A 13,041-nucleotide genomic window follows, 5' to 3' on the forward strand; every position below is an offset into this window, starting at 1 on the left:
GCGGCCGCGACCACACCACCGTCATGCACGCGGACCGCAAGATCCGGGCCCTGATGGCGGAACGACGGTCCATCTACAACCAGGTCACGGAGCTCACCAACCGCATCAAGAACGCCTGACGCGGGCTCCGGGCAGCCGTGCCAGGCCCCTCCAAACGCGAGAACAGGGCGCTTCCGGGCCGTACCGGGGGCGCCCTTTCTCATCCGTGCGCCCCTGCTCTGTTCGAATACGCCCCCTGGGGAGCAACTCATCCACAGATTGGCCGACTTTCTTTCGTCCACAGCCTGAGGACAGTTCGCGGCGCCCACAATCTGTCCACAGGAGTGCAGGTTGAGGGGGCATCAGGGCAGGTCAGCCACCTGTGGAATTGTGCGCAAGCCCGATCCACAGCCTGTGGACAAAAAAATCATCCACAGGCCCATCCACGGCTTCGTCCACCGGCGGCCCACAGCTTCCCGCACCCTGTGCACAGGTTCCCGGCGGTTCTCCACACCGTTGTCCACTGTTCGGCAACCCGGCACCTCCCGTCACCGCCCCGAGTGAAAGCCGTCACACGGATGTCGACGTTTGGGCTGTGGAGCACTGGGGAAAAGCTGGGGACACACCTGTGGAGTAGTGGGGGTCGTCTGGGGACGGCCTGTGCAGAAGTTTTCGTTCTCCACAGAGACACCGTGTTGTCCACCGGTGCCGCCCACAGGGTGTGGGGATAAAAAACGCGGGCTGACCTGGGAAAACGGGCTTATCCACCGTTTCCACAGGCCCTACTACTACCCCCATGGAGAGTTAGCCCGGTTTCGGTTTTCAAGCAGGTCCTGTGCACAACTCGTCGATCGAGCTCGCCGCCGCCTCGTCCCCGACTTGACCGCCGGCCGCAACGACTGTCGGCGCCGTACGTCAGACTGGTCCCCGGCAACCGGTCGAGGCACCGACGAGCCGACGACGAAGGCCGGCAGACGAGCGAGCAACAGCAGGAGGCGGTTCCGGTGAAGATCCGGGTGGAGCGCGACGTACTCGCAGAGGCGGTGGCCTGGGCTGCCCGCAGCCTCCCGGCCCGGCCGCCGGTGCCGGTACTCGCGGGCCTGCTGCTGAAGGCCGAGGAGGGCACGCTGTCCCTCTCCGGCTTCGACTACGAGGTCTCGGCCCGGGTCTCCGTCGAGGCCGACGTCGAGGAGGACGGCACCGTCCTGGTCTCGGGCCGCCTGCTCGCCGACATCTGCCGCGCCCTGCCGAACCGTCCGGTGGAGATTTCCACAGACGGTGTACGGGCGACCGTGGTCTGCGGCTCCTCGCGGTTCACACTCCACACCCTGCCTGTGGAGGAGTACCCGGCGCTGCCGCAGATGCCGACCGCGACCGGCACCGTGCCCGGTGAGGTCTTCGCCTCCGCCGCGGCCCAGGTCGCCATCGCCGCCGGCCGCGACGACACGCTGCCCGTGCTGACCGGTGTCCGCATCGAGATCGAGGGCGACCGCGTCACCCTGGCCTCCACCGACCGCTACCGCTTCGCGGTCCGCGAGTTCCTGTGGAAGCCGGAGAACCCGGACGCCTCCGCCGTGGCCCTGGTGCCCGCGAAGACCCTCCTGGACACCGCCAAGTCCCTCACGAGCGGCGACACCGTCACGCTGGCGCTCTCGGGCTCCGGCGCGGGCGAGGGCCTCATCGGCTTCGAGGGCGCGGGCCGCCGCACCACCACCCGGCTGCTCGAAGGCGACCTCCCGAAGTACCGCACGCTGTTCCCGACGGAGTTCAACTCCATCGCGGTGATCGAGACCGCCCCGTTCGTCGAGGCCGTCAAGCGCGTGGCCCTGGTGGCCGAGCGCAACACCCCGGTCCGGCTGAGCTTCGAGCAGGGCGTGCTGATCCTGGAGGCCGGTTCCAGCGACGACGCACAGGCTGTGGAGCGCGTCGACGCCAAGCTGGACGGCGATGACATCTCGATCGCCTTCAACCCGACCTTCCTGCTGGACGGCCTCAGCGCGATCGACTCGCCGGCCGCGCAGCTGAGCTTCACCACCTCGACCAAGCCGGCGCTGCTCAGCGGCCGCCCCGCGGTCGACGCGGAGGCCGACGAGGCCTACAAGTACCTGATCATGCCGGTGCGTCTGTCCGGCTGACGTCCGACCCGTCGGGCCCGTTCTCGCATGCCGCGGGACCGGGCCCGACGGCGTCCACAGGACCGGCCCCGGGGAGTCCAGAACACCTGGGGACTCCCTGGACGGACGCCACGGCCCGTGGGGCCGCCACGCACGCCCCGGCGTAGGCTCGGATCCGGTGGGTGACCCGGTGCGCCGGGGAGCCTGCGGCAACGACGGCCACAACGCGTAAGGAACCAGTTGATGGAGCTTGGTCTCGTCGGTCTCGGCAAGATGGGCGGCAACATGCGCGAGCGCATCCGCCGCGCAGGCCACACCGTCATCGGATACGACCGCAACCCGGACCTCGCGGATGTCCACAGCCTGCGGGAACTTGTGGACAGCCTGCAGGCCCCCCGCGTGGTGTGGGTGATGGTCCCCGCCGGCGCGGCGACCCAGTCCACCGTCGACGAGTTGGGCGAGCTGCTCTCGCCCGGCGACATCGTCGTGGACGGCGGCAACTCGCGCTGGACGGACGACGAGAAGCACGCCGAGGAGCTGAAGGCCAAGGGCATCGGCTTCGTCGACTGCGGCGTCTCCGGCGGCGTCTGGGGCCTGGAGAACGGCTACGCGCTCATGTACGGCGGCGACGAGAAGCACGTCGCGACCGTCCAGCCGGTGTTCGACGCCCTCAAGCCCGAGGGTGACTTCGGCGCCGTGCACGCGGGCAAGGTCGGCGCGGGCCACTTCGCGAAGATGGTCCACAACGGCATCGAGTACGCCATGATGCAGGCCTACGCCGAGGGCTGGGAGCTCCTGGAGAAGGTCGACTCGGTCACCGACGTCCGCGAGGTGTTCCGGTCCTGGCAGGAGGGCACGGTCATCCGTTCCTGGCTGCTGGACCTCGCCGTCAACGCGCTGGACGAGGACGAGCACCTGGAGCAGCTGCGCGGTTTCGCGCAGGACTCCGGCGAGGGCCGCTGGACCGTCGAGGCGGCCATCGACAACGCGGTGCCGCTCCCGGCGATCACGGCCTCGCTGTTCGCCCGGTTCGCTTCCCGCCAGGACGACTCCCCGCAGATGAAGATGATCGCCGCGCTGCGCAACCAGTTCGGCGGCCACGCGGTCGAGAAGAAGTAGCACCACCGCGGCACCAGCACCACCAGCAGCTCAGCACCACGAGTACCAAGAGCACGACAGCAGGAAGCCGGGGGAGGTCGGCGCCGAATGCACGTATCGCATCTCTCCTTGGCCGACTTCCGCTCGTACGCCCGGGCCGAGGTACCCCTCGGTCCGGGCGTCACGGCCTTCGTGGGGCCCAACGGCCAGGGCAAGACGAACCTCGTCGAGGCCATCGGCTACCTCGCGACGCTCGGCAGCCACCGGGTCTCGTCGGACGCCCCCCTCGTGCGCATGGGGGCGGAACGGGCCGTCATTCGGGCCGCGGTCACCCAGGGCGAACGGCAGCAGCTCGTGGAGCTGGAGCTGAATCCCGGGCGCGCCAACCGGGCCCGCGTCAACCGGTCCTCGCAGGTCAGGCCCCGGGACGTGCTGGGGATCGTACGGACCGTGCTGTTCGCGCCCGAGGACCTCGCCCTGGTCAAGGGCGACCCGGGCGAGCGCCGCCGCTTCCTGGACGACCTGGTCACCGCCCGGTCACCGCGGATGGCGGCCGTCCGCTCCGACTACGAGCGGGTGCTCAAACAGCGCAACACCCTCCTGAAGTCCGCGGCGATGGCCCGCCGGCACGGCGGCCGGTCCATGGACCTCTCCACCCTCGACGTGTGGGACCAGCACCTGGCCCGCGTCGGCGCCGAGCTGCTCGCCCAGCGGCTCGACCTGATCGGGACGCTGCTGCCGCTCGCCGACAAGGCCTACGAACAGCTCGCGCCCGGGGGCGGCCCGCTCGGCCTCACCTACAAGTCCTCCGCCGGCGAAGCCGTGGACAGCGGCGCCGCGCGCACCCGAGAGGCGCTCCACGAGGTGCTGCTGGCGGCTCTGGGGGAGGTCCGCAAGCAGGAGATCGAGCGGGGCGTCACCCTCGTGGGCCCGCACCGCGACGACGTACTGCTGCGCCTCGGCGAGCTCCCCGCCAAGGGTTACGCCAGCCACGGCGAGTCCTGGTCGTACGCGCTCGCGCTGCGGCTGGCGTCCTACGAGCTGCTGCGCTCGGAGGGGGCCGAGCCGGTGCTGGTCCTCGACGACGTGTTCGCGGAGCTCGACGCCCGGCGCCGCGAGCGGCTCGCGGAGCTGGTGGCTCCGGGCGAACAGGTCCTGGTGACGGCGGCGGTGGACGACGACGTGCCGGCCGTACTGACGGGGACGCGCTTCGCCGTGTCCGGCGGTGAGGTGACCCGCCTGTGAACGGTGACGGGCAGGAGGAGCGCAGGACCCCGGAGCCCTCCGGGGTGGACCTGGCACGCCAGGCCCTCGCCGCCGCCCGGGAGCAGGCCAGGGCCCGGGGGAACGCGGTCGGCGGGAAGAAGCGCCAGTACCAGCCCGGGCTCCGCTCGGGTGCCCGCGCGGACGGTCGGGACCCGATGCCGCTGATGGCCGCGCTGGACCGGCTGCGTACGGAACGCGGCTGGGAGATGCCGATGGCGGTGGCCGGGGTCATGGAGCGCTGGCCGGAGATCGTCGGCCCGGAGATCGCGGCGCACTGCGTACCGGAGCGCTACGAGGACCGCGAGCTGGTGGTGCGCTGCGATTCCTCGGCGTGGGCGGCGCAGCTGAAGCTGTTGGCGCCGCAGCTGGTGGCGCGGCTCAACGGTGACCTGGGGCAGGGCACCGTTCGACTGATCAAGGTGCAGGGCCCGGGCGGCCGGCCGAAGCGGTACGGACCCTGGCGCAGCCCGGGCAGCACGGGCCCGGGCGACACCTACGGGTGAGCGCGGGCGCCCGCCGCCCGCGTGCTTCCCGAAGCCGTCGTTCCCCCGGGAGCGGCGGCTTCCGGCCTGTCGCGGCCCGTCCCCGACGGGGCCGGCGGGACCCCGTCGCGGGTGGTGTCCCTCACGGTAGTCGCGGGTTGACAGCCCGAAGCTCTGAATGCCCGTGTGAGCCACTTTGAGCCCCTCCCCGGATATGGGGAGTCGGAGAGTGGAGGTTCAGGGCGGCACATGCGTACTCAGGTACCGGCAAACCCCCATTCATGTCAGTGGTACCGGTAGACTGGAGGCAATCCCGCCCAGTTGCGGGATCACCAGTCGAGTACCGGTGACAAACGCTGACAACGCAGATCGACGCAGCCGCTCCTGCTTGCATGCCTGCTGGCCCGGAGTACGGCCTGTGCTGTGCCAGAAAGGGCGCTTCGTGGCCGATTCCGGCAACTCCAACGACAAGAACGAGTCCACCGCCGGCGGCGAGGCCGCCGAGGCAGGTGGATCTTCGTATACCGGAAGCAACATCCAGGTCCTGGAGGGCCTGGACGCGGTCCGCAAGCGGCCCGGCATGTACATCGGATCGACGGGTGAGCGCGGCCTGCACCACCTCGTCTACGAGGTGGTCGACAACTCGGTCGACGAGGCTCTGGCCGGGCACGCGGACACCATCGACGTGACGATCCTCGCCGACGGCGGGGTCAAGGTCATCGACAACGGCCGAGGCATCCCGGTCGACATCGTCCCGTCCGAGGGCAAGCCCGCCCTGGAGGTCGTACTGACCGTCCTGCACGCGGGCGGCAAGTTCGGCGGTGGCGGCTACGCCGTCTCCGGTGGTCTGCACGGCGTCGGAGTGTCCGTCGTGAACGCCCTGTCGACGAAGGTCGCGGTCGAGGTCAGGCGCGACGGCTTCCGCTGGACCCAGGACTACAAGCTCGGCGCCCCGACGGCCGCCCTCGCCAAGAACGAGGAGACCGACGAGCACGGCACCTCGGTCACCTTCTGGGCCGACCCGGACATCTTCGAGACGACCGAGTACTCCTTCGAGACGCTCTCGCGGCGCTTCCAGGAGATGGCCTTCCTCAACAAGGGCCTGACCCTGTCGCTGACCGACGAGCGCGAGTCGGCGAAGGCCACGGTCGGCGCGGACGACCCCGACGCGGACGTCACCGAGCCCGCCGCGCGCACGGTGAAGTACTACTACGAGGGCGGCATCGTCGACTTCGTGAAGTACCTCAACTCGCGCAAGGGCGAGCTGATCCACCCGACCGTCATCGACGTCGAGGCCGAGGACAAGGAGCGCATGCTCTCGGTCGAGATCGCGATGCAGTGGAACTCGCAGTACACCGAGGGCGTCTACTCCTTCGCGAACACGATCCACACGCACGAGGGCGGCACCCACGAAGAGGGCTTCCGCGCGGCGCTGACCGGCCTGGTCAACCGCTACGCGCGGGAGAAGAAGCTGCTCCGCGAGAAGGACGACAACCTCGCCGGCGAGGACATCCGCGAGGGTCTGACGGCGATCATCTCGGTCAAGCTGGGCGAGCCGCAGTTCGAGGGCCAGACGAAGACCAAGCTGGGCAACACGGAGGCGAAGACCTTCGTGCAGAAGGTCGTGCACGAGCACCTGAACGACTGGTTCGACCGCAACCCGGTCGAGGCCGCGGACATCATCCGCAAGTCGATCCAGGCGGCCACGGCCCGCGTCGCGGCCCGCAAGGCCCGCGACCTGACGCGCCGCAAGGGCCTGCTGGAGAGCGCCTCGCTGCCGGGCAAGCTGTCCGACTGCCAGTCGAACGACCCGACGAAGTGCGAGATCTTCATCGTCGAGGGTGACTCCGCCGGTGGTAGCGCGAAGTCCGGCCGCAACCCGATGTACCAGGCCATCCTGCCGATCCGCGGCAAGATCCTGAACGTCGAGAAGGCCCGGATCGACAAGATCCTCCAGAACACCGAGGTCCAGGCGCTGATCAGTGCCTTCGGCACCGGCGTGCACGAGGACTTCGACATCGAGAAGCTCCGCTATCACAAGATCATCCTGATGGCGGACGCCGACGTCGACGGCCAGCACATCAACACCCTGCTGCTGACCTTCCTGTTCCGCTTCATGCGGCCGCTGGTCGAGGCGGGGCACGTGTACCTCTCGCGCCCGCCGCTCTACAAGATCAAGTGGGGCCGCGACGACTTCGAGTACGCGTACTCGGACCGTGAGCGCGACGCCCTGGTCGAGCTCGGCAAGCAGAACGGCAAGCGGATCAAGGAAGACTCGATCCAGCGCTTCAAGGGTCTGGGCGAGATGAACGCCGAGGAGCTGCGCGTCACCACCATGGACGTCGACCACCGCGTGCTCGGCCAGGTCACCCTGGACGACGCCGCGCAGGCCGACGACCTGTTCTCGGTGCTGATGGGAGAGGACGTCGAGGCCCGACGCTCCTTCATCCAGCGCAACGCCAAGGACGTTCGGTTCCTCGACATCTGAGTCGGTCTCAGCTGACCGCCTGAAAGGACTTCTGACCAGCAATGGCCGACGAAACCACCCCCACTGCCGAGAATCCCGCGGAGGAGCAGCCCGTGCTGCGGATCGAGCCCGTCGGGCTCGAGACGGAGATGCAGCGCTCCTACCTCGACTACGCGATGTCCGTCATCGTGTCCCGCGCCCTGCCGGACGTACGGGACGGCCTCAAGCCGGTCCACCGGCGCGTGCTGTACGCGATGTACGACGGCGGCTACCGGCCCGAGAAGGGCTTCTACAAGTGCGCCCGCGTCGTCGGCGACGTCATGGGTACGTACCACCCCCACGGCGACTCCTCGATCTACGACGCCCTGGTCCGCCTGGCCCAGCCGTGGTCGCTGCGCATGCCGCTCGTGGACAGCAACGGCAACTTCGGCTCCCCGGGCAACGACCCGGCGGCCGCGATGCGCTACACCGAGTGCAAGCTGATGCCGCTGGCCATGGAGATGCTCCGGGACATCGACGAGGAGACCGTCGACTTCACGGACAACTACGACGGCCGCAACCAGGAGCCGACGGTCCTGCCGGCGCGCTTCCCGAACCTGCTGGTCAACGGCTCCGCGGGCATCGCGGTCGGCATGGCCACCAACATCCCGCCGCACAACCTCCGCGAGGTCGCGGCCGGCGCCCAGTGGGCGCTGGAACACCCGGAGGCCTCGCACGAGGAGCTCCAGGACGCGCTCATCGAGCGGATCAAGGGTCCGGACTTCCCGTCCGGCGCGCTGGTCGTGGGCCGCAAGGGCATCGAGGAGGCGTACCGCACCGGTCGCGGCTCCATCACGATGCGCGCGGTGGTGGAGGTCGAGGAGATCCAGAACCGCCAGTGCCTGGTGGTCACGGAGCTCCCCTACCAGACCAACCCCGACAACCTCGCGCAGAAGATCGCCGACCTGGTGAAGGACGGCAGGGTCGGTGGCATCGCCGACGTCCGCGACGAGACCTCGTCCCGGACCGGCCAGCGCCTCGTGATCGTCCTGAAGCGCGACGCGGTCGCCAAGGTCGTGCTGAACAACCTGTACAAGCACACCGACCTCCAGTCGAACTTCAGCGCCAACATGCTGGCCCTGGTGGACGGGGTGCCGCGCACCCTCTCGATCGACGCCTTCATCCGCCACTGGGTGCAGCACCAGATCGAGGTCATCGTCCGGCGCACGCGCTTCCGCCTGCGCAAGGCGGAGGAGCGCGCCCACATCCTGCGCGGCCTGCTCAAGGCCCTGGACGCCATCGACGAGGTCATCGCCCTCATCCGGCGCAGCAACACCGTCGAGATCGCGCGCGAGGGCCTGATGGGCCTCCTGGAGATCGACGAGATCCAGGCCAACGCGATCCTCGAAATGCAGCTGCGGCGCCTGGCGGCCCTGGAGCGGCAGAAGATCGTCGCCGAGCACGACGAGCTCCAGTCGAAGATCAACGAATACAACGCGATCCTGGCCTCCGAGGAGCGCCAGCGGCAGATCGTCAGCGAGGAACTCGCGGTCATCGTCGAGAAGTTCGGCGACGACCGGCGCTCCAAGCTGGTGCCCTTCGACGGCGACATGTCCATGGAGGACCTGATCGCCGAAGAGGACATCGTCGTCACGATCACGCACGGCGGCTACGTCAAGCGCACCAAGACCGAGGACTACCGCTCGCAGAAGCGCGGCGGCAAGGGCGTGCGCGGCACGAAGCTGAAGCAGGACGACCTCGTCGACCACTTCTTCGTCTCCACCACGCACCACTGGCTGCTGTTCTTCACGAACAAGGGCCGCGTCTACCGGTCGAAGGCCTACGAGCTGCCGGACGCCGGCCGGGACGCCCGCGGGCAGCACGTGGCGAACCTGCTGGCCTTCCAGCCGGACGAGAAGATCGCCCAGATCCTCGCGATCCGCGACTACGAGGCGGCGCCCTACCTGATCCTGGCCACCAAGGGCGGCCTGGTGAAGAAGACGGCGCTCAAGGACTACGACTCGCCCCGGTCGGGCGGCGTCATCGCGATCAACCTCCGGGAGACGGGCCCCGACGGCGCCGACAGCACCGCTGACGAACTGATCGGCGCGGAGCTGGTGTCCGCCGAGGACGACCTGCTGCTCATCAGCAAGAAGGCGCAGTCGATCCGCTTCACCGCGACCGACGACGCGCTGCGTCCGATGGGCCGCGCGACCTCGGGCGTGAAGGGCATGAGCTTCCGCGAGGGCGACGAGCTGCTGTCGATGAGCGTGGTCAGGCCGGGTACTTTCGTCTTCACCGCGACCGACGGCGGCTACGCCAAGCGGACGCCGGTCGACGAGTACCGCGTCCAGGGACGTGGTGGTCTGGGCATCAAGGCAGCGAAGATCGTCGAGGACCGCGGGTCGCTCGTCGGCGCGCTGGTGGTCGACGAAACGGACGAGATTCTCGCCATCACGCTCAGCGGTGGTGTGATTCGTACGCGAGTCAACGAAGTCAGGGAGACCGGCCGTGACACCATGGGCGTCCAGCTGATCAACCTGGGCAAGCGCGATGCCGTGGTCGGCATCGCTCGTAACGCCGAGGCCGGTCAGGAAGCTGACGAGGCCGACGAGATCGAGTCGGACATCGACTCGGACATCGAGATCGAGGCCGGGGCAGCCGACGGACAGGCCGCCGCGGCCGCCGAGGGCACGGAGCCCTCGGCCGGGGAGCACGAGGAGTAAGCGTGAGTGGAGCCACGGGCGCCGGACCGGCCAAGACTGGAGCGAACGGTGCCCGTGGCCCCGCCGCGGACTCCCAGGGGGGAACCGTGACGGACACCCGAGAACCTAAGTCGAAGGCGCAGCCGAAGGCACCGGCGGACAAGGGCCAGGGCCAGGGCCAGGACCGGGACGGGCAGCCGTACCAGCCCCCGCAGGCCTACGCGGCGCCGGCGGGCCCGGGTGCGCAGCGAGGGGCCCGTCCGGGGGTCCGTACGGCACCGAGGACGCGCAAGGCGCGGCTGCGGGTCGCCAAGGCGGACCCGTGGTCGGTGATGAAGGTCAGCTTCCTGCTGTCCATCGCGCTGGGCGTGTGCACCGTCGTCGCGGCGGCGGTGCTGTGGATGGTCATGGACGCCATGGGCATCTTCTCGACGGTCGGCGGCACGATCAGCGAGGCGACCGGTTCGAACGAGAGCAACGGGTTCGACCTCCAGTCGTTCCTCTCGCTCCCGCGCGTACTGATCTTCACCTCGGTGATCTCCGTGATCGACGTGGTGCTGATGACGGCACTGGCCACGCTGGGCTCGTTCATCTACAACCTGTCGGCGGGCTTCGTGGGCGGCGTGGAACTCACGCTGGCCGAGGACGAATGACCCTCTGATCGACCCACTGACTGACCTGCGGGGAAGCCCGCGGAGAGGCCCCTGGGAACGGATTTTGGCTCGACCCGCTCTGTGCGCTAATCTTCAGGAGTCAGCGCGCAGCGCGGATGGGGCTATAGCTCAGTTGGTTAGAGCGCATCCCTGATAAGGATGAGGCCACAGGTTCAAATCCTGTTAGCCCCACAGTGGAGAAGGACCCCCAGGCCAAGGCCTGGGGGTCCTTCTTCGTTGGGCCGGTCGAGGGGTTCGGTGTCGGCCGACGGGCACCGATCGGATATCGGTCGGTGTGTATTGTTGGCCGCCAGAAGTCCCCTACGTCAACGAAAGACGAGGTCGCGCGGTGAAGAAGCTGCTCCTGGTCGCACTGGCCGCCATCGGCGGGCTCCTCGTGTACCGCCAGATCCAGGCGGATCGCGCCGAGCAGGACCTGTGGACGGAGGCAACTGACTCCGTGCCTTCTGGTTCCGGTGTGTGAGACCCACGGTTGATCTCATGAAGCCCCGGCTGCCGCTGCTGCCGGGGCTTCGTGCTGTTCTGTGAGCAATTGTTCCAGTATGCAAAGATTTGGCTTGCGTTAGCAAACTCGGGGTGGGTCTGATGGTGCGCGTGCGGAAGACGGTGCTGGCAGGGGCGACGGCCCTCGGGGTGCTTGCCTGGCTGCCGGGAGCCGCGTACGCCGTCGGCCCCGGCTCCCCGCCGCTGCCGGAGTACCGGGTCGCGGACGACGCCACCCCGATCGTGGGCAAGCCCTCCACGGCCGACGCCCCGCTGTTGGACGTCGGCGCGGTCTACGAGGACACCCTCGCCCCCGGCGAACGCCTCTACCGGCTCGGCCTCGACAGCGCCTCCACCGTGTACGTGTCCGCGGTGCTGCGGCCGCCCGCCGGCGCCAAGGTCGCCTACGGCGACGGTCTGGAGGTCGAGGTCATGACCGCCGGCGGCAAGGCCTGCCCCTCCAACCCGGGCAGGATCTCCTTCGGTTACGACGCGGTCCCCGTCGCGGCGGTCGGCACCCGGCGGCTCGAGGAGGACGCCGAGTGCCAGGCCGGCGGGACCTACTACGCGAAGCTCACCCGGTCCGTCGCGAAGGACTCCGACCGGGCCGCGTGGCCGGTGGAGATCCGGATCCAGCGCGAACCGGCGCCCGTCGCCGGGACGGCGCCGAGCACCGCCGCCAGTGTCTGGCCCTCGGCGTCGCCGACGTTGCCCGGTACGGACCCGGTCGCCCGTACCGGCGGCACCGGCTTCAACGACGCCCGGGCGCTGGACTCCGGGGTGTGGCGCGACGACCTGAGGCCCGGGCAGACGCGCTTCTACCGGGTGCCGCTTGACTGGGGGCAACAGCTCGGGGTCGGCGCGGAGATCGCGGCGGCCAGGATGACCAAGCAGTACGGATCGGCCTCCAACGGCCTCACCGTGTCGCTCTACACGCCCTACCGCGGCCTCGTGGGCTCCGAGAACACCTCCTACGACGGCAAGCAGGCGGCCGTCACCCTGCCGAAGACCGCGCCGGTGGCGTACGAGAACCGCTTCGCGGACGACACCGAGCAGCGGCCCGTACGGCTCGCCGGGTGGTACTACCTCGCCGTCACCATGGGCGGGAAGGTGGGCGAGTTCACCGAGGACGCCACCCCGGTGCCGCTGACGCTGCGGCTGGAGGTGACGGGCACCCCGGGCTCGGGACCCGGGTACAAGGAGAGCCTCACCGCGGCCGGGTTCGGGGTCGGCGGCGCCGACCGGGCGGCCGCGAAGAAGGGACTCACCGCTCCGGAGTCCGTCGAGGCCGAGGGCGACCGCTCCGTGATGCGGATCGTGGCCGGCGCCGGCTTCGGGACCGGGACGGTACTGCTCCTCGGGCTCGGGGCCTGGATCCTGCTGGCGCGGCGGGGCGGCGGCAGGACGGCTTAGGGCCGGGCTCCGCCCGGTTCCGGGTCAGATCCGGATCAATCCGGGTGAGTTCCGGATCAGATCCGGATCAGGGCCCAGATCCCCAGGGCGAAGCAGAGCAGCGCCGCCGTGAGGATCCCGGCGGTGACCTTCGTCGGCGGCGGGGGGACGCGGCCCGCGCGGACCGGTACGGGGAGCGGCTGCGGGGTGGTGACCGGTCCGGTCGGAGCGCCCGCGTGGACCGGGGGCGGCAGGTGGAAGCTGCCCGTCTCCGACGGCCCGTAGGCGTGCGGCGGTCCGAACCCGGCCGTGGCGCCGGCCGGGGGCGCGCCGCGCGGGAGATCGGAGTTAGGAATATCACAACTATTAAAAAAAATAAAAATTTTAAATATTGGTTTTGTG

9 protein-coding genes, 1 tRNA gene and 1 pseudogene are annotated in these 13,041 nt (G+C 69.4%); 10 read left to right on the top strand and 1 reads right to left on the bottom strand.

What is annotated here, in order from left to right; genetic code table 11:
• Window positions 1-983: 983 nt before the first annotated feature.
• The 10 genes from dnaN to NOD94_RS36850 all read left to right on the top strand — a co-directional run bounded on the left by dnaN (window position 984) and on the right by NOD94_RS36850 (window position 12,660).
• On the top strand, window positions 984-2,114 hold the full coding sequence (dnaN, locus tag NOD94_RS36805) for a DNA polymerase III subunit beta (RefSeq protein ID WP_281210588.1): 1,131 nt from the start codon (window positions 984-986) through the stop codon (window positions 2,112-2,114).
• A 183-nt stretch (window positions 2,115-2,297) separates the two neighbouring features.
• Window positions 2,298-3,212: a phosphogluconate dehydrogenase (NAD(+)-dependent, decarboxylating) gene (gene gnd / locus NOD94_RS36810; protein ID WP_336681563.1), complete on the top strand. Its 915-nt coding sequence runs from the start codon at window positions 2,298-2,300 to the stop codon at window positions 3,210-3,212.
• Window positions 3,213-3,299: 87 nt separating this feature from the next.
• On the top strand, window positions 3,300-4,436 hold the full coding sequence (gene recF, locus NOD94_RS36815) for a DNA replication/repair protein RecF (protein ID WP_281210590.1): 1,137 nt from the start codon (window positions 3,300-3,302) through the stop codon (window positions 4,434-4,436).
• On the top strand, window positions 4,433-4,960 hold the full coding sequence (locus tag NOD94_RS36820; RefSeq protein WP_281210591.1) for a DUF721 domain-containing protein: 528 nt from the start codon (window positions 4,433-4,435) through the stop codon (window positions 4,958-4,960). Before recF ends, NOD94_RS36820 begins: the two co-directional genes overlap by 4 nt.
• Window positions 4,961-5,357: 397 nt before the next feature.
• Complete coding sequence (gyrB, locus tag NOD94_RS36825) at window positions 5,358-7,427, top strand: DNA topoisomerase (ATP-hydrolyzing) subunit B (RefSeq protein WP_281210592.1); 2,070 nt, start codon at window positions 5,358-5,360, stop codon at window positions 7,425-7,427.
• A gap of 41 nt (window positions 7,428-7,468) precedes the next feature.
• Window positions 7,469-10,111: a DNA gyrase subunit A gene (gyrA, locus tag NOD94_RS36830; protein ID WP_281210593.1), complete on the top strand. Its 2,643-nt coding sequence runs from the start codon at window positions 7,469-7,471 to the stop codon at window positions 10,109-10,111.
• Between the two features lie 2 nt (window positions 10,112-10,113).
• Window positions 10,114-10,743, top strand: coding sequence for a DUF3566 domain-containing protein (locus tag NOD94_RS36835; RefSeq protein WP_281210594.1), 630 nt, complete (start codon window positions 10,114-10,116; stop codon window positions 10,741-10,743).
• A 118-nt stretch (window positions 10,744-10,861) separates the two neighbouring features.
• Window positions 10,862-10,935: transfer RNA gene (locus NOD94_RS36840), tRNA-Ile, on the top strand.
• Window positions 10,936-11,092: 157 nt separating this feature from the next.
• A complete protein-coding gene (locus NOD94_RS36845; RefSeq protein WP_208809277.1) occupies window positions 11,093-11,227 on the top strand; it encodes a DLW-39 family protein in 135 nt (44 codons plus the stop codon).
• Window positions 11,228-11,349: 122 nt separating this feature from the next.
• The gene (locus NOD94_RS36850; RefSeq protein ID WP_281210595.1) at window positions 11,350-12,660 is read left to right on the top strand and encodes a hypothetical protein; all 1,311 of its coding nucleotides are present in this window, start codon (window positions 11,350-11,352) and stop codon (window positions 12,658-12,660) included.
• A 56-nt stretch (window positions 12,661-12,716) separates the two neighbouring features.
• On the opposite strand, the pseudogene NOD94_RS36855 reads toward NOD94_RS36850, so the two are convergent.
• Window positions 12,717-13,041 (bottom strand): annotated as a pseudogene (locus tag NOD94_RS36855) (hypothetical protein); the annotation flags it as partial.

The sequence above is a fragment of the Streptomyces sp. Isolate_45 genome, from assembly GCF_024721315.2.
Classification (GTDB): domain Bacteria; phylum Actinomycetota; class Actinomycetes; order Streptomycetales; family Streptomycetaceae; genus Streptomyces.